Origin of the sequence: Brevundimonas sp. 1080, assembly GCF_040545985.1 — a bacterium.
Classification (GTDB): domain Bacteria; phylum Pseudomonadota; class Alphaproteobacteria; order Caulobacterales; family Caulobacteraceae; genus Brevundimonas.
In genome coordinates this window covers 215,685-241,922 of sequence record NZ_JBEPMW010000004.1, presented here as the reverse complement: position 1 = coordinate 241,922, position 26,238 = coordinate 215,685, and the positions used below count along the sequence as shown (strand labels likewise).

General features: G+C 66.5%; 28 protein-coding genes and 2 tRNA genes. 16 read left to right on the top strand and 14 right to left on the bottom strand.

The window, feature by feature from the left end:
- The 3 genes from ABIC32_RS15200 to ABIC32_RS15190 all read right to left on the bottom strand — a co-directional run.
- Nucleotides 1–95, bottom strand: a 95-nt coding sequence (locus ABIC32_RS15200; protein ID WP_132095103.1) for a GTP-binding protein, incomplete at its 3' end; no start/stop codon positions are given.
- A 64-nt stretch (nucleotides 96–159) separates the two neighbouring features.
- Nucleotides 160–233: transfer RNA gene (locus ABIC32_RS15195), tRNA-Gly, on the bottom strand.
- A gap of 81 nt (nucleotides 234–314) precedes the next feature.
- A tRNA-Tyr gene (locus ABIC32_RS15190) sits at nucleotides 315–398 on the bottom strand.
- A 149-nt stretch (nucleotides 399–547) separates the two neighbouring features.
- Between ABIC32_RS15190 and rlmB the strand changes: the two genes are divergently transcribed.
- Genes rlmB through ABIC32_RS15175 form a run of 3 tightly spaced genes read left to right on the top strand, consistent with a single transcriptional unit; the run spans nucleotide 548 to nucleotide 2,605 of the window.
- Nucleotides 548–1,432, top strand: coding sequence for a 23S rRNA (guanosine(2251)-2'-O)-methyltransferase RlmB (gene rlmB / locus ABIC32_RS15185; RefSeq protein ID WP_354074744.1), 885 nt, complete (start codon nucleotides 548–550; stop codon nucleotides 1,430–1,432).
- A 31-nt stretch (nucleotides 1,433–1,463) separates the two neighbouring features.
- Nucleotides 1,464–2,270 carry a TerC family protein gene (locus ABIC32_RS15180; RefSeq protein WP_055754934.1) on the top strand — a complete coding sequence of 269 codons (807 nt, stop codon included), beginning with the start codon at nucleotides 1,464–1,466 and terminating at the stop codon, nucleotides 2,268–2,270.
- Nucleotides 2,267–2,605: a rhodanese-like domain-containing protein gene (locus ABIC32_RS15175; protein WP_055808429.1), complete on the top strand. Its 339-nt coding sequence runs from the start codon at nucleotides 2,267–2,269 to the stop codon at nucleotides 2,603–2,605. Before ABIC32_RS15180 ends, ABIC32_RS15175 begins: the two co-directional genes overlap by 4 nt.
- On the opposite strand, the gene ABIC32_RS15170 is transcribed toward ABIC32_RS15175, so the two are convergent.
- The 4 genes from ABIC32_RS15170 to ABIC32_RS15155 all read right to left on the bottom strand — a co-directional run bounded on the left by ABIC32_RS15170 (nucleotide 2,606) and on the right by ABIC32_RS15155 (nucleotide 6,903).
- The gene (locus ABIC32_RS15170; protein WP_307510795.1) at nucleotides 2,606–3,319 is read right to left on the bottom strand and encodes a 2OG-Fe(II) oxygenase; all 714 of its coding nucleotides are present in this window, start codon (nucleotides 3,317–3,319) and stop codon (nucleotides 2,606–2,608) included.
- Nucleotides 3,320–3,336: 17 nt separating this feature from the next.
- A complete protein-coding gene (metG, locus tag ABIC32_RS15165) occupies nucleotides 3,337–5,040 on the bottom strand; it encodes a methionine--tRNA ligase (protein WP_354074743.1) in 1,704 nt (567 codons plus the stop codon).
- 54 nt (nucleotides 5,041–5,094) lie between these two features.
- Entirely contained in the window at nucleotides 5,095–6,441 is a 1,347-nt protein-coding gene (locus ABIC32_RS15160; protein ID WP_066625848.1) for an MATE family efflux transporter, read from the bottom strand.
- Between the two features lie 63 nt (nucleotides 6,442–6,504).
- On the bottom strand, nucleotides 6,505–6,903 hold the full coding sequence (locus ABIC32_RS15155) for a DUF1489 family protein (protein WP_354074742.1): 399 nt from the start codon (nucleotides 6,901–6,903) through the stop codon (nucleotides 6,505–6,507).
- A 104-nt stretch (nucleotides 6,904–7,007) separates the two neighbouring features.
- On the opposite strand from ABIC32_RS15155, the gene ABIC32_RS15150 reads away from it, so the two are divergent.
- Nucleotides 7,008–7,298 carry a putative quinol monooxygenase gene (locus tag ABIC32_RS15150; protein WP_354074741.1) on the top strand — a complete coding sequence of 97 codons (291 nt, stop codon included), beginning with the start codon at nucleotides 7,008–7,010 and terminating at the stop codon, nucleotides 7,296–7,298.
- On the opposite strand, the gene ABIC32_RS15145 is transcribed toward ABIC32_RS15150, so the two are convergent.
- A complete protein-coding gene (locus ABIC32_RS15145) occupies nucleotides 7,295–9,256 on the bottom strand; it encodes an acetyl/propionyl/methylcrotonyl-CoA carboxylase subunit alpha (protein WP_354074740.1) in 1,962 nt (653 codons plus the stop codon). The two genes, ABIC32_RS15150 and ABIC32_RS15145, sit on opposite strands and share 4 nt — an antisense overlap.
- An 87-nt stretch (nucleotides 9,257–9,343) precedes the next feature.
- Here ABIC32_RS15145 and ABIC32_RS15140 point away from each other — a divergent pair, with 87 nt between their 5' ends.
- The gene (locus tag ABIC32_RS15140) at nucleotides 9,344–9,955 is read left to right on the top strand and encodes a TIGR02466 family protein (RefSeq protein WP_354074739.1); all 612 of its coding nucleotides are present in this window, start codon (nucleotides 9,344–9,346) and stop codon (nucleotides 9,953–9,955) included.
- A gap of 35 nt (nucleotides 9,956–9,990) precedes the next feature.
- On the opposite strand, the gene ABIC32_RS15135 is transcribed toward ABIC32_RS15140, so the two are convergent.
- Nucleotides 9,991–10,890, bottom strand: a complete 900-nt coding sequence (locus ABIC32_RS15135) for an enoyl-CoA hydratase-related protein (protein WP_354074738.1) — start codon at nucleotides 10,888–10,890, stop codon at nucleotides 9,991–9,993.
- A gap of 51 nt (nucleotides 10,891–10,941) precedes the next feature.
- The gene (locus ABIC32_RS15130) at nucleotides 10,942–12,534 is read right to left on the bottom strand and encodes a carboxyl transferase domain-containing protein (protein WP_165117213.1); all 1,593 of its coding nucleotides are present in this window, start codon (nucleotides 12,532–12,534) and stop codon (nucleotides 10,942–10,944) included.
- A 219-nt stretch (nucleotides 12,535–12,753) separates the two neighbouring features.
- Here ABIC32_RS15130 and rpsF point away from each other — a divergent pair, with 219 nt between their 5' ends.
- The 7 genes from rpsF to alr all read left to right on the top strand — a co-directional run bounded on the left by rpsF (nucleotide 12,754) and on the right by alr (nucleotide 20,031).
- Nucleotides 12,754–13,140, top strand: a complete 387-nt coding sequence (rpsF, locus tag ABIC32_RS15125) for a 30S ribosomal protein S6 (RefSeq protein ID WP_026108635.1) — start codon at nucleotides 12,754–12,756, stop codon at nucleotides 13,138–13,140.
- Nucleotides 13,141–13,152: 12 nt separating this feature from the next.
- On the top strand, nucleotides 13,153–13,431 hold the full coding sequence (gene rpsR, locus ABIC32_RS15120) for a 30S ribosomal protein S18 (RefSeq protein ID WP_008259463.1): 279 nt from the start codon (nucleotides 13,153–13,155) through the stop codon (nucleotides 13,429–13,431).
- Between the two features lies 1 nt (nucleotide 13,432).
- Entirely contained in the window at nucleotides 13,433–14,017 is a 585-nt protein-coding gene (gene rplI, locus ABIC32_RS15115; RefSeq protein ID WP_055754943.1) for a 50S ribosomal protein L9, read from the top strand.
- 379 nt (nucleotides 14,018–14,396) lie between these two features.
- Nucleotides 14,397–16,820, top strand: coding sequence for a TonB-dependent receptor plug domain-containing protein (locus tag ABIC32_RS15110; protein WP_354074737.1), 2,424 nt, complete (start codon nucleotides 14,397–14,399; stop codon nucleotides 16,818–16,820).
- A 158-nt stretch (nucleotides 16,821–16,978) separates the two neighbouring features.
- On the top strand, nucleotides 16,979–17,344 hold the full coding sequence (locus ABIC32_RS15105) for a hypothetical protein (protein WP_354074736.1): 366 nt from the start codon (nucleotides 16,979–16,981) through the stop codon (nucleotides 17,342–17,344).
- A gap of 111 nt (nucleotides 17,345–17,455) precedes the next feature.
- A complete protein-coding gene (locus tag ABIC32_RS15100) occupies nucleotides 17,456–18,946 on the top strand; it encodes a replicative DNA helicase (RefSeq protein WP_354074735.1) in 1,491 nt (496 codons plus the stop codon).
- 38 nt (nucleotides 18,947–18,984) lie between these two features.
- On the top strand, nucleotides 18,985–20,031 hold the full coding sequence (alr, locus tag ABIC32_RS15095) for an alanine racemase (RefSeq protein ID WP_354074734.1): 1,047 nt from the start codon (nucleotides 18,985–18,987) through the stop codon (nucleotides 20,029–20,031).
- Here the strand turns inward: alr and ABIC32_RS15090 are convergent.
- The gene (locus tag ABIC32_RS15090; protein ID WP_055808406.1) at nucleotides 20,025–20,672 is read right to left on the bottom strand and encodes a Yip1 family protein; all 648 of its coding nucleotides are present in this window, start codon (nucleotides 20,670–20,672) and stop codon (nucleotides 20,025–20,027) included. The two genes, alr and ABIC32_RS15090, sit on opposite strands and share 7 nt — an antisense overlap.
- 172 nt (nucleotides 20,673–20,844) lie before the next feature.
- On the opposite strand from ABIC32_RS15090, the gene radA reads away from it, so the two are divergent.
- From radA to purF, 3 genes are read left to right on the top strand one after another with little or no spacing between them, the layout of a single operon-like run.
- Nucleotides 20,845–22,215, top strand: coding sequence for a DNA repair protein RadA (radA, locus tag ABIC32_RS15085; protein WP_354074733.1), 1,371 nt, complete (start codon nucleotides 20,845–20,847; stop codon nucleotides 22,213–22,215).
- Nucleotides 22,216–22,246: 31 nt separating this feature from the next.
- Complete coding sequence (locus tag ABIC32_RS15080; protein WP_055808402.1) at nucleotides 22,247–22,843, top strand: CvpA family protein; 597 nt, start codon at nucleotides 22,247–22,249, stop codon at nucleotides 22,841–22,843.
- A 26-nt stretch (nucleotides 22,844–22,869) separates the two neighbouring features.
- Nucleotides 22,870–24,375, top strand: coding sequence for an amidophosphoribosyltransferase (gene purF, locus ABIC32_RS15075; protein ID WP_045810557.1), 1,506 nt, complete (start codon nucleotides 22,870–22,872; stop codon nucleotides 24,373–24,375).
- A gap of 6 nt (nucleotides 24,376–24,381) precedes the next feature.
- Here the strand turns inward: purF and ABIC32_RS15070 are convergent, their stop codons facing one another.
- A complete protein-coding gene (locus ABIC32_RS15070) occupies nucleotides 24,382–24,669 on the bottom strand; it encodes a type II toxin-antitoxin system RelE/ParE family toxin (RefSeq protein ID WP_091746138.1) in 288 nt (95 codons plus the stop codon).
- Nucleotides 24,669–24,920, bottom strand: coding sequence for a CopG family ribbon-helix-helix protein (locus tag ABIC32_RS15065; RefSeq protein ID WP_091746135.1), 252 nt, complete (start codon nucleotides 24,918–24,920; stop codon nucleotides 24,669–24,671). The genes ABIC32_RS15070 and ABIC32_RS15065 overlap by 1 nt, the downstream gene beginning before the upstream one ends.
- A 76-nt stretch (nucleotides 24,921–24,996) precedes the next feature.
- Between ABIC32_RS15065 and ABIC32_RS15060 the strand changes: the two genes are divergently transcribed.
- A complete protein-coding gene (locus ABIC32_RS15060) occupies nucleotides 24,997–25,752 on the top strand; it encodes an SDR family NAD(P)-dependent oxidoreductase (RefSeq protein ID WP_354074732.1) in 756 nt (251 codons plus the stop codon).
- On the opposite strand, the gene ABIC32_RS15055 is transcribed toward ABIC32_RS15060, so the two are convergent.
- Entirely contained in the window at nucleotides 25,749–26,234 is a 486-nt protein-coding gene (locus ABIC32_RS15055) for an NUDIX hydrolase (protein WP_185224741.1), read from the bottom strand. The two genes, ABIC32_RS15060 and ABIC32_RS15055, sit on opposite strands and share 4 nt — an antisense overlap.
- Nucleotides 26,235–26,238 lie beyond the last annotated feature (4 nt).

Here is a 26,238-nt window from a genome sequence, read left to right as displayed (position 1 = left end):
ATCGCTGCCGTCAACGTCGTCTTGCCGTGGTCAACGTGACCAATCGTGCCGATGTTGCAGTGCGGCTTCGTCCGTTCGAACTTTTCCTTGGCCATGGCCAAACTCCTGATGGCCCGGGTCCGTCAGCGGAGGGGCGCGATGCTGATCTTTTTAAAAACCTGGAGCGGGTAGACGGGATCGAACCGACATCCTCAGCTTGGAAGGCTGCTGCACTACCATTGTGCTATACCCGCGCGGAGACTGCGGAAGTTCTTTCGGAACGCCGCAGCCGGTTCCTCTCCGTCGTCCTGATCCGTCGTATCCGTCAAGGCGCGTGGTGGGGGAAGAAGGACTCGAACCTTCGAAGCTTACGCAGGGGATTTACAGTCCCCCCCCTTTGCCACTCGGGACATTCCCCCAGCGCGCCTTGTCGAACCGTCGGACCCCTCGTTTCCGCCCATAAAGAAGCGGGACGAAACAAAAGCCTTCGGCTTGTCGCCTCCTCTAGGATAGAGGGGGCACCCAGACCCGAAAGCCCTTGGGGCTCCAAATCGGAGGGCGTCTTATAGTGTCGTCGAAATCAGAACGCAACGACCGTAAAAGCGGTAAAAAACCGGTCTTCGGAAACCGTCCCGATGGCCCCCGCGACAAGGGCCAAAAGCCCGCTGCGCAAGGGTTTGGCCGGCGCGAGGAAACTCCTCGCCAGCCCCGTTCGCCCGACCGGGGCAAGTCGGACGCCGATAATTTTCTGTGGGGCCGACATCCGGTTTTGGCCGCTCTGGCGAATCCCGCCCGTCGCGGCATGGGTCGTCTGCTGGCCACGGCCGAGCGCGCCGCCGAGATCGAGAACAATGCTCTCGCAAACGGCCATAAGATCGAGGTGGTCGATATCCAGGCCCTGACCCGGATGCTGCCCCCCGGCGCCGTGCATCAGGGGCTGGCCTTCAAGGTCCAGCCGCTGGAAGGCGTGTCGCTGGAAGAGCTGGCCGATCCGGCTGAGGGCGTCATCGTCATGCTGGATCAGCTGACCGACCCCCAGAACGTCGGCGCCATCTTCCGCTCTGCCCTGGCGTTCGGCGCACGGGGAATCATCGTTCAGGACCGTCACGCTCCGGCCCTCGCCGGCGCCTTGGCCAAGGCGGCCGTCGGCGCCACCGAACGCCTCCCTCATGCGCGCGTCACGAATCTGTCCCGTGCGCTGGAGCGGCTGGCCGATCTGGGCTGGCGCGCCGTCGGGCTGGACGGAACGGGCGAACAGACGCTGGAAGAAGCGCTGGATCATCAGCCGACCGTTCTGGTCATGGGGTCCGAAGGCGACGGCATCCGTCGTCTGGTCGCCGAACACTGCGACGTCCTGGCCAAAATCCCCATGCCGGGCGGATTCGAGAGCCTGAACGTCTCCAATGCTGCGGCGGTTGCGCTTTATGAAGCGGCGCGCGCGCAACGCGGCTGACAGAACGCCGCACCGAGGCTAAGGAGCGGAAATGGAATTCCTTTCGTCTCCCGAACTCGCCAGCCAGGCCACGGCTCTGGGCCAGGTCTTGCTGATGGATCTGGTCCTGGCCGGCGACAACGCCGTCGCCGTGGGCCTGGCCGCCGCCGCCCTGCCCCAGGACCAGCGTAAGAAGGCCATTCTGATCGGCCTGGCCGCCGCCGTCGTCATGCGAATCGGGTTTGCGCTGATCACCGTGCAGCTTCTGGCTCTGGTCGGCCTGTTGCTGGCCGGCGGCCTGCTGCTGCTGTGGGTGTGCTGGAAGATGTGGCGCGAACTGCGCGAGCAAGCGACGCACGACCAGGCCGAGGCCGAAAAGGAACTCGAACTGGCCATGAGCATCGAGCACGGCTCTGGACCGTCGCCCGAGGAACTGGGCCTGAAGCGCAAGAGCTTCGGCGCCGCCCTGCTTCAAATCATGGTCGCCGACATCACCATGTCGCTGGACAATGTGCTGGCCGTCGCCGGCGCCGCGCACGAACACCCCTGGATCATGGTCTTCGGCCTGGTCCTGTCGATCGCCCTGATGGGCGTCGCCGCCACCTATATCGCCAAGCTTCTGCACCGCTTCAGCTGGATCGGCTATATCGGTCTGGTCGTCGTCCTTTATGTCGCCCTGCACATGATCTGGGACGGCGCCCGTCAAGTGGTGGTGCGCACCGGCCATATGGACGAGTTCAACGCCTCGGCCCCCGCCTTCCTTGAGATCGGTCCCGAGGAAGCGGCCAAACACCTGGGCCAGAAGCGCACAGAGGACAGCCCAACGCCGGCGCCCGCCGAACCGACGGTCGCGCCATGACCGTCGCCACGGTCACCGTCGAAGAGGCCGCCGCCTGGCTGCAGGCGGGCGAAGCGGTGCTGATCGATGTGCGCGAGCCGGACGAGTTCGCCGCCGCCCGCATCGACGGCGCGATCCTGGCCCCGCTCAGTCAGATGCCCGCCGCATGGGAGGCGCTGGACCTTCCGGCCGACAAGAAGATCATCGTTCAATGCCTGAAGGGCGGCCGCAGCCATCAGGTCTGCGCCTTCGTCGGGCCGACCGGCCCCGAGGGCCAGCCGCTGTTCAATCTGACCGGCGGCATCCAGGCCTGGAACGCGGCGGGGCTTCCCGTCGTGTTCGCCGAACAGGACTGATCAGCGACCGCGCAGCCAGCCGGTGACCGAAATCCGGTCCGCCGCCGCCGACAGGGCGACCTGCGTCACCGAATGGGGCGTCGGCACCTTCAGCAGGTTCAGGGTGTTGAAGCGCGGCGTAAAGGCCTCCGCCACATTGCCGTCGGCGCCATGGAAAGCCAGAAGGCCGCCCCACTCGATTCGCCAAGCTGGGGTCAGGTTCAGCACATAGGCGAAGAAGCGATTCTTGCCCTCGGCGTGATCGTCATGCTCGGTCAGAAAATGGCCGGCGCGATAACGGGTCAGTTGCGCATCGGCCAAGGCGAGCCGCGGCTCGCCTGTCACGTCCCGCATCAAGCCCAGGAAGGCCTCGCCGTTCAGGAAGGCCAACAGATCGGCCCACACCGGCGCCGCCTGCCCCGCCTGGACCAGATCGTAGATCGGGTGATTGTCGTACAGATATTGGAAGTCGGTCTGGGCCGAGGCCTGCACCGCCTGACCCAGCGCCTGTTTCTGATCCGGCGTCAGAGAGGCCAGCCAGGCGGCGGGCAGATCGACATGGCCGGTCCCGCGTCGCGTCACGACGTTGTAGTCAGCGGCCGTCGCCGCGTCGTAGAGCGCTTGCGCGTCAGTCACAGCCAAGACGCCGTCGATCTGCGCCCGCCCCGTGCGCGCCAGCCGTTCGCGAATGGCGGCGCGCGCTTGGTCAGTCAGGGGCGTCAGGGTCGGCGTCATCGCTTATCCCTTTCGGATCAGGCGTCCGCGCCGCCGAAGCGTTCGGACCATTCCGCGACCTGGGCGTCCTCGATCTTGGCGAACAAGACGCCCTGAGCTTCGACCTTGCCGCCGACCGGCAGACGGTTCAGCAGATCCTCGTCGGCGCCAGGCCAACTCAGGTCGTCCACCCCAACCGACGCCGCGATCCTGGGCGCGGTGAAGGGCAGGATCGGCGCGGCCAGACGCGCGAACAGGGCCACCAGATTCAGCCCCGTGCGCACCCCCACCGCCGCGCGGTCGCGATCGGTCTTCAGCGCCGTCCAAGGCGCCGCGACCTGCAGATACTCGTTGCCTAACACCCAGGCGGCGCGGATGGCGACGGCGGCCTTTCTAAACTCCATCGCCTCCAGCTGTTCGGTCGCCTCGGCGACGGCGGCCTTGATGTCGGCCTCCAGCTGGATCTCGACCGGTCCGGCCTCGCCGCCCTCGGGCACCACGCCGTCAAACTTGGATTCCGCGAACTTGACGATGCGGTTGACGAAATTGCCCAGCACATCGGCCAGGTCCTTGTTGGTCGAGGCCTGGAAATCCTCCCAGGTGAAGGCCGAATCCGCGTGCTCCGGCCCATAGGCCGTCAGGCGCCAGCGCCAGTAGTCGGCCGGCAGCAGTTCCAGCGCCTGATCCATAAAGACGCCGCGCTTCTGGCTGGTGGAGAACTTGCCGCCGTACCAGTTCAGCCAGTTGAAGGCCTTCAGCTGGTCCACCGTCTTCCACGGCTCGCCCGAGCCGATGATGGTCGCGGGGAAGCTGACGGTGTGGAAGGCGACGTTGTCCTTGCCCATGAACTGGACATAGCGAACGTCCTCAGCCCCCTCGTCCAGACGCCACCAGTCACGCCACGATCCGCCCGTCGCCTCGGCCCATTCCTCGGTCGCGGCGATGTATTCGATGGGGGCGTCGAACCAGACGTAGAAGACCTTGTCCTCCATGCCCGGGCGCGGGAAGCCGTCCTTGGTCACCGGCACGCCCCAGGCCAGGTCGCGGGTGATGCCCCGGTCGATCAGCCCCTCGTCCAAATGTTTGTAGGCGATGGACTTGGCCAACTGTTGCCAGCCTGTCTTGCCGTCGACCCAGGCGCGGATCTCGGGCTCGATCTTGGTCTGGAGCAAATAGAGGTGACGCGTGTCGCGCACCTCCAAATTCTTAGAGCCCGACACCGACGAATAGGGATCAATCAGGTCGGTCGGATCCAGCAGGCGTCCGCAGTTGTCGCACTGATCGCCGCGCGCGCCGACATGGCCGCAGTGGGGGCAGGTTCCCTCGACATAGCGGTCGGGCAGGAAGCGGGCGTCGTCGATCGAATAGATCATCCGATCCACCCGCTCCTCGATCAGGCCGTTCTTCTCCAGCGCCTCGGCGAAATGCTGGGTCAGGCGATGGTTCTGCGGATTCGACGACCGGCCGAACCAGTCGTAGCTAAGGCCGAACGCCTGACCGGCGGCCTTCTGGATTTCGTGCTGCTCGTCGCAATAGGTGCGCACATCCTGGCCGGCGGCGGCGGCGGCCAGCTCAGCCGGGGTGCCGTGCTCGTCGGTGGCGCAGATATAGAGCACCTCATGCCCCTGGGCCCGCTTAAACCGCGCCCAGACGTCGGCCGGCAACATCGAGCCCGCCAGATTCCCCAGGTGCTTGATGCCATTGATGTAGGGCAGCGCCGAGGTGATGAGGATGCGGGCCATGATCGTCCAGGTGTTCGGGGAAGCGCAGGGATATAGAGCGGCGGCGCGGTTTCCTCAAACGCCTTGCGGCAGACGGCGCGCAATACGGATGAAACGCCCGGTCAGCAGGGTCGAGGACGCCAGGCTGGCGATCACCACCGCCCAGACCAGGCCGTTGACGCCCATTTGGTGCGCCAGCACCCAGCCCAGCGGCATCATCACCGCGCCGTAGGCGGCGAAATGCATGATGGTGGGCCACCAGACGTCGCCCGCCGCGCGGTTGGCCTGGGCCGCAACGACCTGAATGCCGTCCGCCACAAAGAACAGCGTCGCCAGCACCAGGGCCGGCGCGGCGATGGCCAGCAGGGCTGGATCTCGATTATAGGCGCCGACGATCAGGTGGGCGCTGGGCCAGACCAGAAGGGCGACCACCAATGTCAGGGCCGTCACGACGCCCAGCCCCACCAGACCGGCGCGCAAGACCCCTCGCCCGTCGCCGGCGCCGTAGCTGCGGCCCACCAGCACCGCCGTCGCCGACGATAGCCCCATCGGCAGCATGAAGACGATGGCCGAGACGTTGAGCACCACCGCCCAGGCCGCCGTCTCCGCCGTGCCGATTTGACCGGCGAAGAAGGTGAAGCCCGAGAAGGCCCCGACCTCGATGAAGTAGGAGGCGCCGGCGCCCAGGCCGACCTTGACCTGTTCGCGCGCGGCCTCGGGATCGCGCTCGGGCTTGTCGAAGATGCCCAGCGCCCGCGCCTCGGGTAGACGCAGGATGTAGATCACCAGGAAGATCGCCAGCGCCGCCCGCGCCCCGAAGGTCGCCCAGGCCGAGGCGAAGGCGCCGTCGAAGCCGAAGCCGAGCAGGTCCGGCACCAGTACGATGTTCAGCGCCAGATTGACCCCGTTCGCCACCCACATGGCCACCATGCCGGGCTTGGGCCGGCCCAGAGCCTCCAGGAAGAACTGGCCCGTCACCGAGATCAGATAGAAGGGCATGGACAGGGCGAAGACGACCAGGGCAGGCCCGGCGCCCTCCGCCAGACCATCCTCCAGCCCCAGCTTGCCCAGTCCCCACGGGCCAATGGCGATCAGGGCGATCATCGACACCACGCCGATCTGCAACGAATAGGTCAGGCCGCGACGCAGCACTGAGCCGACAGCGTGCCGACGCCCCTCGCCCAGCATCCGCGCCGTCATCACCTGCACGCCCAGCATCAGGCCGACCGCCGTCGTCACCACGATCGACGTCGGCGCCCAGGCCAGAGAATGGAACGCCAGTTCCTGGCTGGAATAGTTGCCCACCACGATGGCGTCGGTCAGCCCCATGGTCATGATGCCGATGCGCGCCAGGATCACCGGCCATGCCAGGTTCAGCAGGTCGCGGAAGGCGGTACGGGTCTGGAGGCTGAGCGCGATCATCGGACGCGGCACAGGCCACGCTGACCCGCCGGGGTCAACTCCCAAAACGTTGAGGGCTTGGCCTTACCAGGCGCCCAGTTCGCGAAGCTGACGCACTAGTTCTTCCGGAGCCTCGCCGGCGTCGAGGTCGGTCAGATCGACCGGCGCATCCTTGGGCTCGAAATATCGCCAGCCCTGGAAGGGTCGCCGGGCCATGGGCGCGGTGCGGACGACCTTGGGTTCGAGCGTGATCTCACAGCGGCTCTGCTTGCCCTCACCCAAGGTTGTGATGTCCAGCACCGGTTGGCGACAGACGATCGTCCCCTTCACCACCCAATAGAGCGAGCCGCCGTCCTCGATCTCGGTCGCCCGTTTCGGCGTCATGCGTGTGTGGACGACGAGCGCCCCGCCCCGGGCGGCGCGGGCCTCCAGCCATTCGACGTCCGGCACCCCGACGCCCAGCTTGATCATGTGAAGCGGCATGGCGCCCACGTAGTGCCCCTTAGGCGCATTGGCCAGATTCTTAATCTAAAGGGGTTAGTCATGATCGCGCGCCGCTCAGTTCGCCCAGCGCGTTTAGGACCAGTATGTACGGATTGATTACCCGCCTGACGGCCCATCCCGGCCGCCGCGACGAACTGGGCCTCTGCCTGCTGGACGCCAATGTGAAGCGACCGGGCTGCCACAGCTACGTCGTGGCGCACGACGTGAATGACGCCGACGCCCTGCTCGTCACAGAGGTCTGGATGAGCAAGGCCTCGCACGACGCCTGGTTCAACACGATCCGCGAATCCAGAGTGATGCGTCCGGCGCTCGGCCTGATCGCGCTATGGGGCGATACGGTCGTGACACGCCCGATCGGCGGCGTGGGGCTTTAGTCCGCCCTCACCACCGCCAGCACGGCCGCCTCGACGACCTGATCGCCAAGAGACGCGACGCTTTCCACCACGCCGTCGAACGGCGCGGTCAGGGCGTGTTCCATCTTCATGGCTTCCAGCACCACGACCGGCTGTCCCTTGGCGACGGCGTCGCCCGCCTTGACCGGCGTCGCGACAATCTTGCCAGGCATGGGCGCGCGCAGCGAACCGTCCGACACCGCGCCTGCGCCTGAACCCACGGCGGCGCGATAGGGGGTAACGCGACGCGCCTCGCCATCGACGAACAGGACGAAACCGTCGTCGACGGCCTGATAGCCGAACAGACGATCCCCGGCCTGAACCTGGTCGAACCCGACATGGGCCACTTCGCCCTGAGAACCGCGCCAGCCCGTTTCGATGGGCGTCACCGCAGCGGACACGCCCTGACCATCGACGTGGGCCCAGACGGTTGTCTGAGCCGGCGCATTCAGGCGCACGCCATAGGACAGGCCCGGCTGGCCGCCCCAGGGGCTGAAACGGTCCGAACGCGTCTCGACCGCATCCGCCGCCGCTTCCGCAATCAGGGTCAGGGCCGCCAGCGTCGCCGCGTCGGATGGCTGCGGCTGCAACGCCGCCTCCTCCGCCGCGATGAAGCCCGTGTCCACATCGCCCGCGACGAAGCGCGGATGCTCGAGACAGCGCTTCAGGAAGCCGGCGTTGGCCTTGACCGGCCAGACCTCGACCTCGCCGGCCGCCTCGGCCAGACGCGCCGCCGCCGCCTCGCGCGTGTCCTCATGGACGATCAGCTTGGCGATCATCGGGTCATAGAACTGGCTGACCTCGCCGCCTTGCTCCACGCCGGTGTCGACGCGGATGCCGTCCGGCATGACGAAATGCTCCAGCTTGCCGATGGAGGGCAGGAAGCCGTTGGCCGGATCCTCGGCATACAGCCGCGCCTCCATGGCCCAGCCGTTCAGCTCGATCTGATCCTGCTTCAGGGGGATCGGTTCGCCTGCGGCGACGCGGAACTGCCATTCGACCAGATCGACGCCGGTCACGCTCTCGGTCACGGGATGCTCGACCTGCAACCGGGTGTTCATCTCCATGAACCAGACGCCGTCCGCCTTCAGCCCGTCCGAGGCGTCGGCGATGAACTCGATCGTGCCGGCCCCGACGTAGTTCACGGCCTTGGCCGCCTTGATCGCGGCCCCGGTCACGGCGGCGCGCACGGCCTCGCTCATGCCCGGCGCGGGCGCCTCTTCGATCACCTTCTGGTGGCGGCGTTGCAGCGAACAGTCGCGCTCATAAAGGTGGACGACCTCGCCATGCTTGTCGCCGAACACCTGCACCTCGATGTGGCGTGGGCGGGTGATATAGCGTTCGATCAGCACCCGATCGTCGCCGAAGGCCGCCGCCCCTTCCCGCTTGGCGCTGGCCAGACCGGCGGCGAAATCGGCCGGATCATCGACCCGCTTCATCCCCTTGCCGCCGCCGCCCGCGACCGCCTTGATCAGCACCGGATAGCCGATCCGCGCCGCCTCGGCCGTCAGGGTTTCCTCCGACTGATCCGCGCCCTGATAGCCCGGCGTCACCGGCACGCCCGCCTGGATCATCAGTTCCTTGGCCGCGTCCTTCAGGCCCATGGCGCGAATCGAGGACGGGTCCGGCCCGATCCAGATCAGGCCCGCCGCCGCGACGGCCTCGGCGAAATCGGCGTTCTCGCTCAGAAAACCATAGCCGGGGTGGATCGCCTCTGCGCCGGTCGCCTTGGCCGCCGCCAGCACCTTGGCGCCGTCCAGATAGCTCTCGCGCGCCGCCGCCGGCCCGATCAGCACCGCCTCGTCGGCCTCGCGCACATGCAGGGCGTTTGCATCCGCCTCGGAATAGACGGCGATGGTGCGTATCCCCATCCGCTTGGCGGTGCGGAAGACACGGCAGGCGATTTCGCCGCGATTGGCGACAAGGACGGACTTGAACATGAAGCGGTCTTAGCCGGATCGTGCGCATCAGGCGAGAGGCAGGGCACGACCCTTCTCACGCGACGCGGCAGGCGTTAAGCCCCTTCCATGTCCCTGCGCCCCCTCTTCGTCACCCAGGTCTATGAAGCATCGCTCGCCGAAGGGCGTGGCTGGCCCGACTTCAACGAACAGCTGATCGACGTCATCCGCATGATGGCCGAGGAGGATGCGGCCGGCCGCCAATGGTGCAAGGCCAACGCCTATCGAGGCTACACCTCCTACGGATCGCTGAACGACCTGCCCCAGCGCTTCCCGGAGTTCGCGGAGCTGAAGCGCCACCTGGATCGCCACGCCGTCGCCTACGCCAAGGCGCTGAACTTCGACCTGGCCCGCAAACCCCGCCTCGACAATCTGTGGGTCAACATCTTGAAGCCCGGCGGCGGCCATACGGGTCACATTCACCCGCACGCCTTCCTGTCGGGCACCGTCTATATCAACGTGCCAGACGGCGCCTCATCGCTGAAGCTGGAAGACCCCCGCCTGCCCTTCATGATGGCCCGACCGTCGGTGACCGATGACGCGAGCGAGGCCGAGCGACCGTTCGTCTATCTGCAGCCTCAGGCAGGCACGGTGCTGATGTGGGAAAGCTGGCTGCGGCACGAGGTGCCGACCAACCTGGCCAAGGCCGACCGGATTTCGATCAGCTTCAACTACGCGTGAAATCGGCCGCCGTTTCCGGCGGCCGATCAGCGCAATCAGACCGTCCAGCTGGCCTTGCGCTTTTCCAGGAAGGCGGCGACGCCCTCGCGGCCTTCGTCCGATACGCGGGCGCGGGCGATGCGTTTGGCGGTTTCGTCCATCAGACCGTTGTCGATCTTGTGGTGGGCGATGTCGTTGACCAGACGCTTGGCCTCACCCATCGCGCCCGGCGCATTGTTGGTCAGGCTGTCGCTCAGCATCGAGATGAACTCGTCCACCGATCCTTCGGGCAGCACGAGGTCGATCAGGCCGGCATGGGCGGCGTAGTCGGCGTCGAAGGCGTTGGCGGTCAGGAACAACTGGCGGGCGCGGCGCGCGCCGACGGCCTCGATCACATAGGGGGCGATGGTCGCCGGGATCAGACCCAGCTTGACCTCGGAGAAGGCGAAGCGCGCCCCCTCGACCGCCACGGCCATGTCGCAGGCGGCGACGATGCCCGCTCCGCCGCCCATGGCGTTGCCCTCGACCACCGCCACCGTCAGGGCGGGAATGTCGTGCAGGGCCTTCAGCATTTTCGCGAGGCCCATGGCGTCGTCGCGGTTGTCGCTCTCGGACCAGCCGGCGGCGTCGCGCATCCAGTTCAGATCGGCCCCGGCGCTGAAGGTGCCGCCCGCCCCCCGAATAAAGACGGCTCGCACCCGGTCCGCGCCATGCAGCGTTTCGAACGCCTCATGCAGGGCTGCGATGGTCGCGGCGTCGAAGGCGTTCTTCTTGGCCGGCCGGTTGATGGTGACGAAGACGACCCCGTCGGTGGTCGAATCGATCTGCACCAGATCGTCGTCGGCGTCCGGCGCGGCATCGGGCACCAGCGGCTGGGCGATACTGTTGATCTCGGCCGCCTCGGAGTCGGTGACGTCCAGGGCGTTGAGGTCGGCTTCGGTCGGTTGATCGGCCATGGGGGGTCTCCAAGCTGCGTGTCCGCTCACAACGAGGCGCGGACCAATAGGTTACATCCGGAACAGGCCGAACGTCGTCTCCGGGATCGGGGCGTTCAGGCTGGCGCTGATGGCTAGGCCCAGCACATCGCGGGTCTGGGCCGGGTCGATGACGCCGTCGTCCCACAGGCGGGCGGTGGCGTAATAGGGATTGCCCTCGTCCTCATACTTTTGGCGGATGGGCGCCTTGAAGGCCTCGGCGTCGTCCGCGCTCCAGGTCTCGGCGTCGCGGTGCACGGTGGCCAGCACGCTGGCGGCCTGCTCGCCGCCCATGACCCCGATCCGGCTGTTGGGCCAGGTGAACAGGAAGCGCGGCGAATAGGCCCGGCCGCACATGCCATAGTTCCCCGCGCCGAAACTGCCGCCGATCAGGACGGTGAACTTGGGCACCTCAGCCGAGGCCACGGCCGTCACCAGCTTGGCGCCGTCCTTGGCGATGCCGCCCGCCTCATATTTGCCGCCGACCATGAAGCCCGAGATGTTCTGCAGGAACAGCAGCGGAATCTTGCGCTTGCAGGCCAGTTCGATGAAGTGCGCGCCCTTCTGGGCGCTCTCGGAAAAGATGACGCCGTTGTTGGCCAGGATGGCTACCGGATAACCCCAGATGCGCGCGAACCCGCACACGAGGGTCGAGCCGTACAGGCTCTTGAACTCGTCGAACTCCGACCCGTCCACCAGCCTGGCGATGACCTCACGCACATCATAGGGGGCGCGGACGTCGTCCGGGATCAGGCCGTACAGCTCCTCTGCGTCGAAGGCCGGCGCGCGCGGTTCGCGCACATCCATCTCGACGGCCTTGGTCGTGTTCAGATTGGCGACGATGGAGCGCACGATCTCCAGCGCGTGCTCATCGTTCTCGGCGACATGATCGACCACGCCCGAGCGACGACCGTGGGTCTCCGCCCCGCCCAGTTCCTCCGCCGAGATGACCTCGCCGGTCGCCGCCTTCACCAGCGGCGGGCCGGCCAGGAAGATGGCCCCCTGATTTCTGACGATGATCGTCTCATCCGACATGGCCGGCACATAGGCCCCGCCGGCGGTGGACAAGCCCATGACGCAAGCGATCTGGGCGATGCCCTTGGCACTCATCCGGGCCTGGTTGAAAAAGATGCGGCCGAAGTGGTCGCGGTCGGGAAACACCTCGGCCTGGTGCGGCAGATTGGCCCCGCCGGAATCCACCAGATAGACGCACGGCAGACGGTTCTGCTCGGCGATTTCCTGGGCGCGCAGGTGCTTCTTGACCGTCATGGGGAAGTAGGCGCCGCCCTTCACCGTCGGGTCGTTGCAGACGATCATGACCTCGCGGCCCGAGACCCGACCGATGCCAGCGATGACGCCCGCCGCCGGGGCCTCGCCGTCATACATGTCGTGCGCAGCCAGTTGCCCGATCTCCAGAAAGGGCGAGCCGGGATCCAGCAGGCGCTCGACGCGGTCGCGCGGCAACAGCTTGCCGCGAGCGACGTGACGCTCGCGGGACTTGTCAGACCCGCCACGCGCGGCCTTGGCCACATGGTTGCGCAACTCGGCGACCAGGGCGCTGTTGTGTGCGTGTAGGGACTTGTATTTTTGGCTTTGCGGATCGACCGCGGACGTCAGCTTCGGCATGTGGCTGGTTTAGGCGGGGTCGAGGGGCGCCACAAGCGTCTGCCGCCATCCTTGCTTCCTCGCCCCTTTTCGCCTATAGGCCCCGCCTTTCCAGGGCTTCGGTCCTGTCGCGGAGCACCAAAGGGTTGGACGTTCGGTCCGGCCGCCGCGCCAGGAGCCATCGTGGAGACCGACTTACCCGGTCGTTTCCGCGCCGACGCCCACAAGGGAGACTACCGCATGGCTCTTTACGAGCACACGGTCATGACGCGCCAGGATATCTCGGCGCAACAGGCCGAAGCGCTGAATGACACCATCAAGGATCTGATCGTCGCCGGTGGCGGCTCGGTCGCCAAGATCGAATACTGGGGTCTGCGCAACCTGACCTACCGCGTGAAGAAGAACCGCAAGGCTCACTATTCGCTGCTGGCCGTCGACGCCCCTCCGGCCGCCATGGCCGAAGTCGAGCGTCAGCTGTCGATCAACGAAGACGTGCTGCGCTGGCTGACCGTCCGCGTCGAGGAACTCGACCTGGAACTGTCGCCGCTGCTGGCCCGCCGCGAGCGTGAACGCGAGCGTGAGCGCGAGCGCACCCCGCGCGACGACGCCGCCGCCGACGCCGAATAAGGAACCCGGAACATGACCGATACCACCGCCCCGACCCCGGGCGCACCGGCGGGCTCCGGCGCCGCCGGCCGCCGCCCCTTCTATCGTCGCCGCAAGGTCTGCCCGTTCTCGGGCGCCAATGCGCCGAAGATCGACTACAAGGACGTCAAGCTGCTGCAGCGTTACGTCTCCGAACGCGGCAAGATCGTGCCTTCGCGCATCACCGCCGTCTCCCAGAAGAAGCAGCGTGAACTGGCCAAGGCCATCAAGCGCGCTCGCTATCTGGCCCTCCTGCCTTACGTGGTGAAGTGAGATGAAGGTCGTTCTGCTTGAACGCGTCGAGAATCTCGGCGCCATCGGCGACGTCGTGTCCGTCAAGGACGGCTTCGCCCGTAACTTCCTTCTGCCGCGCGACAAGGCCCGCCGGGCCACCGCCGCCAACCTGAAGGCGTTCGAACTCGACCGCGCCGCCATCGAGCAGCGCAACGAGAAGAACAAGGCCGACGCACAGAAGGTCGCCGACAAGATCGACGGCCAGACCTACGTCATGATCCGTCAGGCCGGTGAAACCGGTCACCTGTACGGTTCGGTCGCCGGTCGCGACGTCGCCGAGGCCATCCAGGCCGAAGGCGGCAAGGTCGAGCGCTCGCAGGTCGTCCTGAACACGGCGATCAAGAGCCTGGGCGTCCACGAAGTGCCGGTTCGCCTGCACGCCGAGGTCCGCGCCACGGTCAAGATCAACATCGCCCGCTCGATGGACGAGGCCGAGCGCCAAGCCAAGGGCGAGGACGTGATCCGCAGCCAGTTTGACGATGAGCGCCAGGCCGCCGAGCAATCGGCCCAGGAACTGATCGAAGGCGGCGCCGGTCAACAAGAAGGCTTCGGCGACGAAGCCTGATCCGACCGGATCCCAAACGACATCAAGGGCGCGTCTCGCAAGGGACGCGCCCTTTTTGCTGCGCGTGAACGGCATCCACCGCACGGGACATCGGCCCGTAGATTTTCTATAGCTCCGAGACAGAAAACATGGCGGTGGCGCGCGATTGACCCGCCGCATCTTCGCCCTGATATCGCCATGACCGCTGGGCCTCCCCGCCCTGTGGTCGGAGATGGTGGTAATGATATTGTCAGATTCAGAGGCTGTTCGGCGCATCGTCGCGCGATGTTGCGACTGAGACCGCACGCCATACCCAATCCAAGCCGAACATAAAAAGCCCGCCGCAATCAGCGGCGGCGATGCGCGCTCGCGCCAAAAACAGACTTTAGGAAATCTCTCAATGCGTTCTCTTTCTCAACGGGCCGCCGCACCGGCCCTGCTCGCCACCGTCTCGACCTTCGCCCTGCTGACCGCCGCCCCGGCCTTTGCTCAAAGCGCCGAACCCGTCGCCGATGAGGCGGCGCAGGTGGACGACATTGTCGTGACCGGCACGCGGGTCCAGAACCGCTCGCGCCTCGACACCCTGGCGCCCGTCGATGTCGTGACGTCCGAGGCGTTGCAGACGCGCGGCACGACGGAGTTCGCCACGGCCCTTGCCCAGGCCGTGCCGTCGCTGACCTTCCAGCGGCCGTCCGCCAACGATGGCTCGGACTCGATCCGCCCGATCACCCTGCGCGGCCTGTCGCCGGATCAGACGCTGGTGCTGGTCAACGGCACGCGTCGCCACGCCTCAGCCCTGGTCAACGTCAACGGCGTGGTGGGGCGCGGCTCGGCCGCCGTCGACCTGAATACCATCCCGACCGGCGCTCTGGACCGGGTGGAGGTGCTGCGCGACGGCGCCTCGGCCCAATATGGTTCGGACGCCATCGCCGGCGTGGTGAACCTGCGTCTGAAGGAGGCCTCCAGCGGCGGCGGCGCTAGCGTGACCTATGGCCAGTATTTCACCACCGTGAAGACCGCGCGCGGCGAACGCGACGAGACCGACGGCGGCACCGTCACGGCCTCGGCCTGGCAAGGGTTCTCACTGGGCGACGACGGCTTTCTGACCCTGTCGGCGGAGTATCTGAACCGCGAGTCGACCAATCGCTCGGACTATGACCCCCGCGCGGCGGCGAACGGCGCGATAACCGCTCGCTTCGGCGACCCGGACGTGGAGCAGTGGACTGTCTTCGCCAACGCTGGCAAGGGCCTCGGCAACGGCTGGGAGGCCTATGGCTGGGCCAGCTATCAGGACCGCGACAGCGAAGGCGCCGCCTTCCCTCGCCTGTCCGACAACGTCAACAACGTCGCCTCCATCTACCCGAACGGCTTCCTGCCGAAGGTCGCCATCAATTCAAAGGACGCATCGCTGGCCGGCGGCCTCCGCGGTGAACTGGCGGGCTGGAACACAGACATCAGCCTGACCTATGGCCGCAACGCTTTGGACTTCCGCACCGAGGATTCGCTGAACTCCACCTACGGCGCGACTTCGCCGACCAGCTTCGATTCCGGCAGCCTGATCTACGATCAACTGGTGCTGGGTGCCGACTTCAGCCGTGAGTTCGAGGTCGGTCTGTCTGGCGGCCCGCTGAACTTTGCCTGGGGCCTGGAGCAGCGCTGGGAGAACTACAAGATCGAGGCGGGCCAGCCCGAGAGCTACAACCGTGGACCGTTGGGCGCCAACACCGCCCTGACCGGCGGCGCCCAGGGCTTCGTCGGCTTCCAGCCCTCGAACGCCGTGGATGTTGATCGCGACAACTTCGCCGCCTACGCCGACGTCGAAATTCCCCTGACCGACAAGCTGCGCGTCGAGGGCGCCGTGCGGTTCGAGGACTATTCCGATTTCGGCGACACCCAGACGGGCAAGCTGTCGGCCCGCTATGACTTCACCCCCAGCTTCGCCCTGCGCGGTTCGGTCTCGACCGCCTTCCGCGCGCCGTCGTTGCAGCAGTCGTATTTCACCTCGACCGCCTCAGTGATCCAGAACGGCGCCGTGGTCGAAACCGGCACCTTCCCGGCCACCAGCGCGGTCGCGACGGCTCTTGGCGCGCGTCCGCTGAAGGCTGAGACCTCGACCAACTACTCGGTCGGCGCGGTGGTGCGACTGGGCCGGTTCGACCTGACGGTCGACGCCTACAAGATCGACATCGACGATCAGATCGTTCTGTCCGAACTGATCAACCGGACGTTCTCAGGTCAGGTCGCCAGCCTGCTGGATCCGCAAGGCGTTCAGGCCGCGCGCTTCTTCCTGAACGGGGTCTCGACCTCGACCGAAGGCGTGGACATCGTCGGGCGTTACCGTCTGCCGACCGATACGCTCGGCGATTTCGACTTCACCGTCGCGGCGAACTTCAACGATGTGTCTGTCAACCGCGTGCCGACGTCCTCCTCGGTTCTGAACCCGGTGCCGACTCTGTTCGCCCGCCAACGCATCCTGACCATCGAAGACGGCACGCCCGACACCAAGGTCTCGGCGTCGGCGGACTGGAGCCGGGACAAGTGGGGCGCCACGGTTCGCGCCACCTACTATGGCGACGTGCTGCAACCCGGATCGACGGCGGCGAACGACTATAGCACCGGGGCCAAGACGGTCGTGGATCTGGAAGGCCGGTTCGAGCTGACCGAACGCGTGGGCGTGGCGATCGGCGTGGACAATGTGTTCGACGAATATCCGGACTTCGTCCCGGCGTCGCTAAACTCCAACGGCGTTTTGGGCTTCCCCTACTATTCGCCCTTCGGTTTCAACGGTCGCTACGGCTATGCGCGCCTCAGCCTGAAATGGTGAGGTCGGGCTGATCGCCAGCAGGCAGGGTGCTCCTCGGAGCGCCCTTTTGCTTGTTTGCATTACGAAACCTTCAGCTTGGCCGTTCTGCTTCGCCCCAGTTGCGACACATATCGCCGTTCAATGTGGACGTAGCCAGAGGGGGCTTTGGAGGGGACCAGATGAAGACCAAGTCAATTGCGGCCGGCGTCCTGGCGATGTCGCTTTTCGCCGGCGCGGCCAGCGCCATGACGGTTCAGGAATTCCTGACCACCGCCAACACCATTCCTCAGAACCCCACCGCTCTCCTGCGCTCGGACACCCGCCGTCTTATGGCCGAGTTCCGTGGCGCCGTTCGCACCGTCCGCGCCGAACAGACTCAGGCCAGGGCGGCCGGCCGTCAGCCCGCGACCTGCATGCCGGACAAGGTCGGCTTTTCGCCCAACGCCATCCTGGGCCATTTCAACGCCGTCCCGCAAAGCCGGCGCAACATCAGCGTGACCCAGGCTGTGCGCGAATGGATGGCCCACGACTATCCCTGCGCCTGACGCGCGCCGATTGAGGAATTCCGGTTCGTCCCCAAGGCGGCGCGATCTGTCCACGGTCCAGGCGGCGTCCGCGTCTGACGCAAGGGCGTGAGAGGGCTAAAGCGTTAATCGATGAACGCCTTCGCCCCCATGCCCTTCTCGTCGTCTCCGCTGGACTCCGGCGGCGTCACTTCGATGCCGCACAATCTGGAGGCCGAGCAGGCGCTGCTGGGCTCGCTGATGTTCGACAACGCCGTCTTCGAGCGGTTGAACGACCGGCTGCGCGGCTCGCACTTCTACGAACCCTTCCACCAGCGGCTGTTCGACGCGATCGAGGACCATATCCGCCAAGGCTTGCTGGCCGAGCCCACCATTCTAATCGAGCGGTTCAAGCAAGATCCGGCGTTCCAGGAGTTCGGCGGCCTGCGCTATCTCGCCGACCTGGTCGACCGCGCGCCGCCCGCCGCCAACGCCCCCGACTACGCCCGCGTCGTCTATGACCTGGCGCTGCGCCGCGATCTGATCCGCATCGGCGGCGACATGATCAAGGAGGCGCCCAATCCGGAGACGCCCGCCGACGAGCAGATCGAACAGGCCGAACAGACCCTGTATTCGCTGGCCGAGACGGGCAAACCCTCGTCCGGTTTCGTCAGCTTCTCCAACGCCTTGTCCGGCGCTGTTCAAATGGCGGCCGAAGCGTATCAGCGTGAAGGCAAGCTGGCCGGTCTGGCCACCGGCCTGAACGATCTGGATCGTAAGCTGGGCGGCCTGCACCCGTCCGACCTGTTGATCCTCGCGGGCCGTCCGTCGATGGGCAAGACGGCGCTCGCGACCAACATGGCCTTCAACGTAGCGCGCGCCTATCAGTGGGAGCCGACGCCAGAGGGCCGCAAGACGGTCAACGGCGGCGTCGTCGCCTTCTATTCGCTGGAAATGAGCGCCGAGCAGCTGGCGATGCGTATTCTGGCCGATGCGTCCGGCGTGTCCTCGGACAAGCTGCGCAAGGGCGAGATCGACGCTACCGACTTCGGCAAGTTGCGCGACGCGGCGGTCGAGATCGGCGAAAGCCCCCTCTACATCGACGCAACCGGCGGTCTGTCCATCTCCAAGCTGGCGGCCCGCGCGCGCCGCCTGAAGCGCATGGAACATGGGCTGGACCTGATCATCGTCGACTATCTGCAACTGGTCACGACCGGCAACAGCGGCGGCCAGAAGAACCGCGTGCAGGAGGTGTCCGAAATCACCGGCGGGCTGAAGGCCCTGGCCAAGGAACTGTCGGTGCCGATCATCGCCCTGTCGCAGCTGTCGCGTCAGGTCGAGCAGCGCGACGACAAACGCCCGCAACTGTCCGACCTTCGCGAATCCGGCTCGATCGAGCAGGACGCCGACTGCGTGATGTTCGTCTATCGCGAAAGCTACTACCTGGGCCGCGCCGAGCCGCGCGAGGGCACCGAGGAACACCTGCAATGGCAGCAGGACATGGACCGCCTGCAAGGCCAGGCCGAGGTCGTCATCGGCAAGCAGCGCCACGGCCCGATCGGCATCGTCAAACTGGCCTTCGACGCCGACACCGTCCGCTTCGGCAACCTGGCGCACGGCTATGAGGAAGTCAGCTACGAGTAGCCTCTTCCATCGGCGCGGTGTTGGCGCATAAGGACGCCATGACCGCATCGACCCCCGCCGTCCTCTCCGTCGATCTGAACGCCCTGGCGCGCAACTATCACACGCTGGAGGCCGTCAGCGGCCAGCCGGTGCATCCGGTGGTCAAGGCGGATGGCTATGGAATGGGCGCACAAGCTGTGGCGACGCGGCTGATGGCCGAGGGGGCGCGGACCTTCTTCGTGGCGCGGGCGGCGGAGGGCGTGCGGCTGCGGGCGGCCTTGGGCGCCGACGGTCCCGTCATCTATGTGCTCGACGGATGCCACGGCGACGATGCGGCGATGCTGAAGGCGGCTGACCTGCGGCCCGTGCTGAACCATCCCGCGCAGATCCAGGCCTGGAAGGCGGCGGGCGGCGGGACCTGCGGCCTGCAGATTGACACTGGCATGAACCGGTTGGGTATTCGGCCCGAGGACGCGCCTGACGCTTTCGACGGCCTGGCCCTGGTCCTGACCCACCTCGCCTGCGCCGACGAACCGGCCAATCCGATGAACCGGCGCCAGCGTGACGCCTTTGCGGGCGTGCTGGATCGCTATCCGGGCGTAGTCCGGTCGTTCGCCAACTCCAGCGGCTGTTTCCTGGGCCCGGACTTCGCCTTCGACACCGTTCGGCCGGGCATCTGTCTTTACGGCGGCGGTCCAGAAGGGCGTCCCGATTCCCGGATTGCACCCGTGGCCACCTTGACGGCCGAGGTGCTTCAAGTCCGCGACGTGCCCGCCGGCGAGAGCGTCGGCTATACGCGTGGCTACATCGCCGAACGCCCGATCAAGGTCGCGACCGTGGCGGCCGGCTATGCGGATGGATTGCTGCGATCCTATTCGCCCAAGGGCGCGGTCTGGATCGCCAACGAGACCCGCCCGCTGCTGGGTCGGGTCTCGATGGATGTCTGCGCGGTGGACATCACCGGCCTGGATGTCGCGGTCGGCGATCCGGTCGAACTATTCGGCCCGCACCGCCTGTTGGACGACGCCGCGGCCGCGGCGGGGACCATCAGCTACGAGCTGCTGACTTCGATCACTCCCCGCGTGCCGCGCGTCTATTCTCAGTAGCCGGCGCCCATTCCAGCGAGCCCGGCCATGCCGACCGACGCGGCGACGAAGCTCATCGAAATGGCTCCGACGATCGCCGAGATGATGAAATACATCACGACGCCGGCGATCACCGTCACGATGAAATAGCCGACCTTCTTGTCTTCCGGCACCTTCATCAGGATCGGCAGGCCGACGAACAGCAGATAGAAGCTGTAGAGGCCCAGGATGGCCAGGATGCCCAGCATCGGGATCAGGCCGAAGACGCCCGCCAGCCAAGCGGCGGTCCAGGAATAGACGGCCAGCTTCATGGCCTGAACCTTGTTGGCCGTGCCGCCGAAGTTCGGCGCCAGCGCATTGATGATCAGTCCCAGGAGGAAGACCCCCAGCAAGGACATGCCGTAGCTGACGAGCGCCACGACGATCGCGCCCACGATCGACAGCTTCACGCCCATGATCGGCATCAACTGACCGCCGAGCAGCGAACAGACCGGGCCGATCGCCGCCAGGATCATCGCATAGCGGGTGAACAGGCTTTTGGTCGTGGCGAACTCGCCGTCGATCTTCAGCCATTCGGACTTGGGTTGCAGCAGTATGCCCTTGACCCGCGCGACCAGGGCCGGATCGACAGCGGGTTGGGAGTGGGTCGTCGGATCGGTCATGACAGGCCTCGGCGAGAGAAGATGGGCGGATGTTGACGTTGCGTCGCTTCAAGAAGCAAGGGTGTGCGACACATTCTCAATCCTTCAGTATGGCAAAGGTTGCGCCTGCGACCGAAACTGTCGTGAGCCGAGGCCATGTCCGGCGCGACCGTTCGATCTGCTAAGGAAGCCCATGGCTCGCGATTCCGCCCTCTACGTCTGTCAGTCCTGCGGCTCGGTCCACAGCAAGTGGTCGGGCCAGTGCGGCTCCTGCGGCCAGTGGAACACCTTGAGCGAGGAAAGCCGCTCGGCTCCGCCGGGTGCGATCAAGCCGTCAGCTGCGGCTTCGGCCCGCACGCGCGGCATTCAGTTCGAAACGCTTCAGTCCGACACGCCAGAGCCGCCGCGCATCACGACGGGCGTGGCCGAGTTCGACCGGGTCTGCGGCGGCGGCGTCGTGCCCGGCTCGGCCATCCTGCTCAGCGGCGATCCCGGCGTCGGCAAGTCCACCTTGTTGCTGGAGGTCGCAGCCAAGGCGGCGCTGCGCGGATCGCGCGTGGCCTATATCTCGGGCGAAGAAGCCGTCGAGCAGATCCGCGCGCGGGCCAAGCGGATGGGTCTAGCGGACGCGCCGGTCAATCTGGCGGCGGCGACGGCGCTGCGTGAAATTCTGGGCACGCTGAAGCGCGAACAGTTCGACATCGTCATCGTCGATTCGATCCAGACCCTGTGGTCCGACGTGCACGAGAGCGGCCCCGGCTCGATCACCCAGGTCCGGGCCTGCGCCGGCGAGATGGTGCGTCTGGCCAAGTCGCAGGGCGTCGCGGTGGTCCTTGTCGGCCACGTCACCAAGGACGGCCAGGTCGCCGGCCCTCGCGTGGTCGAACACCTTGTCGACGCCGTCATGACCTTCGAGGGCGAGCGCGGCTATCCGTTCCGCATCCTGCGCGCCGGCAAAAACCGCTTCGGCGCCACCGACGAGATCGGCGTGTTCGAAATGGGCGACGCCGGTCTGCGCGAGGTCGCCAATCCCTCCGCTCTTTTCCTCGGCGAGGGCAAGGAGCGCGCGCCGGGCGCCGCCGTCTTCGCCGGGATCGAAGGTTCGCGTCCCGTCCTCGTCGAAATGCAGGCCCTGGTGTCCAAGTCCGCCTATGGCACCCCGCGCCGCGCCGTGATCGGCTGGGAGACGGGACGTCTGGCCATGGTGCTGGCCGTGCTGGAGGCCCGCTGCGGCTTCGGCTTTGGCGATCAGGACGTCTATCTGAATGTCGCGGGCGGATTGCGCATCAATGAACCGGCGGCCGATCTCGCGGCGGCGGCGGCCCTGATCAGCTCGGCGACCGGCGTGTCCCTGCCCCAGGGCTGCGTCGTCTTCGGCGAAATCGGTCTGTCGGGCGAGGTCCGCAGCGTCGGCCGCGCCGAGGCCCGCCTGCGCGAAGCGCAAAAACTGGGCTTCGATCAGGTGCTCGGCCCGACTTTGACCGCCAAGACCAAGGGGGTGAAGGTGACATCCGTCACGCGCCTGACGGATGTGGTCGAACGAATCTCGCAGAACCGCTATTAGACCCTCGTAGCAGCCGCAGGATCCCGCACGCGTGACCGGATACGACGTCTTCGCCATCGTGGTGATCCTGTTTTCCGTCGCCGCCGGCTGGGTGCGCGGCGGGGTGCGCGAGGTCATTACGCTGCTCAGCGCGACCTTGGCGGCCCTGGTCGCCCTGATCGCCCTGCCCTGGACGGCCGGCGTCACGCGCGCCTTCGTCGATCCCGAGTGGGCCGGGTCGATCCTGGCCGCCGTCCTGACCTTCTTCGTCGTCTACTTCGGCCTGCGCCTGGTCGGCTCGATGATGTCCAAGAGCGCCAAGGACCATCCGCATCTCGGCGTCATCGACCGCATCTTCGGCCTGTTCATCGGCGGCATCCGTGCGCTGGTCCTGATCGGCGCGGTGCATCTGGTCATCGTCGCAGCCCTGCCGGGCGAGCGCACGCCGCTGTGGCTTGGGAAGGCGGCACTCTATCCGGTCAGCGCCATGGGCGCGCGGATGATCCAGATCGTCCTGCCCAGCATCGGACGCGGCGCCGACGCCATCACGCCCGTCGTGGATTCGTCCGTACGCCGGGGGTTTTCGGACGACGAAGCCTTGCCCCCGACGCAATCAGAGCCTAACTCGCGCCGCGAAGCCGCCCCTTAAGTTTCCCCGGTCATCGGAGCCCCACGATGCGCCACCATATCGCCGATCCCGTCGTTCACCGCGAGCACTGGCGCGAGCCGGAGGATGACCAGCTCCGTCTGGAATGCGGCGTCTGCGGCGTCTGGGGCGCGGACGAGGACGAAGGCTCTTCCGTCGTCGCGCTGGGTCTTCACGCCCTTCAGCATCGTGGCCAGGAAGCCTGCGGCATCGCCAGCGTCAAGGACGAGCGCTTCTACACCGAACGTCACCAGGGCCTGGTTGGCGAGGCCTTCGGCGGCGCCGACCTGATGACGCGGATGCCCGGCCGCGCGGCCGTGGGCCACACCCGCTACTCCACCGCCGGCGGCAGCTTCCTGCGCAACATTCAGCCGATGTTCGCCGATCTGGACCAGGGCGGCATCGCCATCGCCCACAACGGCAACCTGACCAACTTTAAATTCCTGCACGCCCAGCTGGTCAGCGAGGGCGCCATCTTCCAGTCGACCTCGGATTCCGAAGTCATCCTCCACCTGATCGCGCGCAGCCGCAAAGCCAAGATCGTCGATCGCTTCACCGACGCCCTGGCGCGGATCGAGGGCGGTTACGCCCTGGTGGCTCAGACCCGCACTAAGATGATCGGCGCCCGCGACCCGCTGGGCATCCGCCCGCTGGTCCTGGGCCAGTTGGGCGACGGTTGGGTTCTGGCGTCCGAGACCTGCGCCCTGGACATGATGGGCGCCACCTTCGTGCGCGATGTCGAACACGGCGAGATCGTCGTCATCGACGACAGCGGCCTGCGCTCGCTCAAGCCCTTCCCCGCCCGCGCGGCGCGTCCGTGCCTGTTCGAATACGTCTATTTTTCGCGCCCGGATTCGGTCGTGAATGGCCGCTCCGTCTATGAGGTCCGCAAGGAAATGGGTCGCGGCCTCGCCCGCGAACTGGGTGTCGAGGCCGACATCGTCGTGCCGGTGCCCGATTCCGGCGTCCCCGCCGCCCTCGGCTACGCCCAGGAAAGCGGCATCCCCTACGAAATGGGCATCATCCGCAGCCACTATCTGGGCCGCACCTTCATCCAGCCCAGCCAGGGCGCCCGCCAGAAGGGCGTGCGCATGAAGCACAGCCCCAACAAGTCGGCCCTGGCCGGCAAACGCGTCGTGCTGATCGACGATTCCATCGTGCGCGGCACGACCTCGCTGAAACTGGTCCGCGCCGTGCGCGCTGCCGGTGCCACCGAGGTCCACCTGCGCTCGGCCAGCCCGCAAATCCTGTTCCCCGACTTCTACGGCATCGACATGCCCGAGCGCGCGCAGCTGCTGGCCGCCAACAAGACGCTGGAAGAGATGCGCGACATGCTGGAGGTCGATTCGCTCGGCTTCCTGTCCATCGACGGCCTGTATCGCGCGATGGGCGAGACCGGCCGCAACGCCGCCGCCCCGCAGTTCACCGACCACTATTTCACCGGCGACTATCCCACTCGCCTCTTGGATCGCGAGATCGAGGAAGGCGGCCGCGAGTTCGGGGCCAAACAGCTGTCCTTGCTGGTCAGCGCCTGACGGCCGTCACTCGCGGTCCTGCGCTGTGTGGAACAGGCGTATGATCTGGACCTGGCCGCCTTCGGCGTCGTCCGCTAGGGCATAGACGATCAGATACGGCGCGCCGGCCACGAGCTTTTCGTAGGTGTCCGGCTGTTTGCCCGGCCGACCGATCGGCCGTCGCGCCAACTTCTCGGTCGTCTCGATGATGAGAGCTTCGATCTTCTGCGCGGCGGGCAGATTGCGCTGGGCCAGATAGTCGATGGCGTGGGTCAGTTCCAGCAGCGCACGCCGTGACCAGACGACGGAGCGCATCAGGACTCGTATTTGGCGATGGTCTCGCGGATCTGCCGCATGGCTTCGTCATGCGTGACGACATTGCCGGTGCGAAAATCTTCCAAGCCTTCCTCGACGGCCGTCATCATTTCCAGTTCTCGTTCAACGTAGCCGGCGATGGCACGTTCAGCGAGAAAAGACTGGGTGCGCTGGGTTTTCTCGGCAAGCAGCCCCAGCCGCTCTTTGAGTGTCTCACTCATGCGGACAGTAACGGTCGTGCTGGCAGCCATGACAGAGTGCTCCTGTACACATCTGCTTACAGCTTAACACATTGACCCGTCGCGTCGCCACTCCTACCACCCGAACATGACCGACGCCCTCCCCCTGAACGACCGTATCGCCCTCGTCGTCGGCGCCTCGCGCGGCATCGGTTACGAGAGCGCCCTGGCCCTGGCCAAGGCCGGCGCCCACGTCATTGCGACGGCTCGCACCCAGGGCGGTCTGGAAGAGCTGGACGACGCCATCTTCGCCGCCACCGGCCGCCATGCGACCCTGATTCCGTTCGATCTGGTGGACGGCGGGGCCATCGACCGGCTGGGCGGCGCCATTTTCGAACGGTTCAAGAAGCTGGACATCTGGGTCCACTGCGCCGCCACCATGGGCCCTTCGGGCCTGACGCCGGTGTCGCACGCCGACCCGCGCGAGTTCGCCAAGGTCGAAAAGACCAACTTCACCGCCGTCTATCGTCTGATCCGCTCGCTCGAGCCTCTGTTGCGCGCCTCCGACGCCGGCCGCGCCATCCACTTCACCACCAGCGTCGCCAGCGCGCCCAAGGCCTTCTGGGGTATGTACGCCGCGACCAAGGCCGGCGCCGAGGCCTTGGTGAAGGCTTGGGCCGATGAGATCGAGAGCACGCCCGTCCGCGTCAGCATCGTCGATCCCGGCCGCATGCGCACCGCCATGCGCGCCCAGGCCTATCCGGGCGAGGACCCCTCCGTCCTGCCCCACCCCTCCGAAATCGGCCCGCTAGTCGTCGAACTGTCGAACGCCGCCGCCACGCCCCCGTTGACCATCAAGTTCCGCGACTGGACCACCGGCCCCTCGGTCGACGCCTTGATCTAACGATCGCCGATCAGCGGCAGGCGGAGCGAAGTCAGAATTTCCGCTAGTTCCGCCGGCCAGATCGTCTCCTTGGATTGGCGGATGTCGTCGAGGCTCCACCAGCGGTGTTCGGTCAGAACCCGCTGCTCCTCGTCCGTCCAGCCCTTGGGCGACAGGACGAAGTCGTCGGTGCGCAGCAGGAAGAATCTCTGATCCACATCCGCCATTCGACCGTCAGGCAGGCGGAAGCTGACGCGGACCTGGGCGACCTGCGGGCCGGGGTCTTCGACGACCAGGCCCGTCTCTTCAAACAGTTCGCGGCGCGCGGCGTCTTCAAAGGTTTCGCCGGCCTCGCACCCGCCGCCGGGCGTCGCCCAGAAGGCCGTGCCGGCAAGCGGTCCTTCGGAAAACACGAAGTGGAACAGCAGCACCCGCCCCTGCCCGTCCAGGATCAGCCAACGCGAGGTGGGCCGGGCGGGAAGCGCGCTCTCGGCCTCGCTCACGCCG

Excerpts from the sequence above, each read along its gene's own strand:
- ABIC32_RS15180 (WP_055754934.1), top strand. The coding sequence starts at position 1,464 with ATGGAATTCCTTTCGTCTCCCGAACTCGCCAGCCAGGCCACGGCTCTG.
- ABIC32_RS15175 (WP_055808429.1), top strand. The coding sequence starts at position 2,267 with ATGACCGTCGCCACGGTCACCGTCGAAGAGGCCGCCGCCTGGCTGCAG.
- ABIC32_RS15170 (WP_307510795.1), bottom strand. The coding sequence starts at position 3,319 with ATGACGCCGACCCTGACGCCCCTGACTGACCAAGCGCGCGCCGCCATT.
- metG (WP_354074743.1), bottom strand. The coding sequence starts at position 5,040 with ATGGCCCGCATCCTCATCACCTCGGCGCTGCCCTACATCAATGGCATC.
- ABIC32_RS15160 (WP_066625848.1), bottom strand. The coding sequence starts at position 6,441 with ATGATCGCGCTCAGCCTCCAGACCCGTACCGCCTTCCGCGACCTGCTG.
- ABIC32_RS15155 (WP_354074742.1), bottom strand. The coding sequence starts at position 6,903 with ATGCCGCTTCACATGATCAAGCTGGGCGTCGGGGTGCCGGACGTCGAA.
- ABIC32_RS15150 (WP_354074741.1), top strand. The coding sequence starts at position 7,008 with ATGTACGGATTGATTACCCGCCTGACGGCCCATCCCGGCCGCCGCGAC.
- ABIC32_RS15145 (WP_354074740.1), bottom strand. The coding sequence starts at position 9,256 with ATGTTCAAGTCCGTCCTTGTCGCCAATCGCGGCGAAATCGCCTGCCGT.
- ABIC32_RS15140 (WP_354074739.1), top strand. The coding sequence starts at position 9,344 with ATGTCCCTGCGCCCCCTCTTCGTCACCCAGGTCTATGAAGCATCGCTC.
- ABIC32_RS15135 (WP_354074738.1), bottom strand. The coding sequence starts at position 10,890 with ATGGCCGATCAACCGACCGAAGCCGACCTCAACGCCCTGGACGTCACC.
- ABIC32_RS15130 (WP_165117213.1), bottom strand. The coding sequence starts at position 12,534 with ATGCCGAAGCTGACGTCCGCGGTCGATCCGCAAAGCCAAAAATACAAG.
- rpsF (WP_026108635.1), top strand. The coding sequence starts at position 12,754 with ATGGCTCTTTACGAGCACACGGTCATGACGCGCCAGGATATCTCGGCG.
- rpsR (WP_008259463.1), top strand. The coding sequence starts at position 13,153 with ATGACCGATACCACCGCCCCGACCCCGGGCGCACCGGCGGGCTCCGGC.
- rplI (WP_055754943.1), top strand. The coding sequence starts at position 13,433 with ATGAAGGTCGTTCTGCTTGAACGCGTCGAGAATCTCGGCGCCATCGGC.
- ABIC32_RS15110 (WP_354074737.1), top strand. The coding sequence starts at position 14,397 with ATGCGTTCTCTTTCTCAACGGGCCGCCGCACCGGCCCTGCTCGCCACC.
- ABIC32_RS15105 (WP_354074736.1), top strand. The coding sequence starts at position 16,979 with ATGAAGACCAAGTCAATTGCGGCCGGCGTCCTGGCGATGTCGCTTTTC.
- ABIC32_RS15100 (WP_354074735.1), top strand. The coding sequence starts at position 17,456 with ATGAACGCCTTCGCCCCCATGCCCTTCTCGTCGTCTCCGCTGGACTCC.
- alr (WP_354074734.1), top strand. The coding sequence starts at position 18,985 with ATGACCGCATCGACCCCCGCCGTCCTCTCCGTCGATCTGAACGCCCTG.
- ABIC32_RS15090 (WP_055808406.1), bottom strand. The coding sequence starts at position 20,672 with ATGACCGATCCGACGACCCACTCCCAACCCGCTGTCGATCCGGCCCTG.
- radA (WP_354074733.1), top strand. The coding sequence starts at position 20,845 with ATGGCTCGCGATTCCGCCCTCTACGTCTGTCAGTCCTGCGGCTCGGTC.
- purF (WP_045810557.1), top strand. The coding sequence starts at position 22,870 with ATGCGCCACCATATCGCCGATCCCGTCGTTCACCGCGAGCACTGGCGC.
- ABIC32_RS15070 (WP_091746138.1), bottom strand. The coding sequence starts at position 24,669 with ATGCGCTCCGTCGTCTGGTCACGGCGTGCGCTGCTGGAACTGACCCAC.
- ABIC32_RS15065 (WP_091746135.1), bottom strand. The coding sequence starts at position 24,920 with ATGGCTGCCAGCACGACCGTTACTGTCCGCATGAGTGAGACACTCAAA.
- ABIC32_RS15060 (WP_354074732.1), top strand. The coding sequence starts at position 24,997 with ATGACCGACGCCCTCCCCCTGAACGACCGTATCGCCCTCGTCGTCGGC.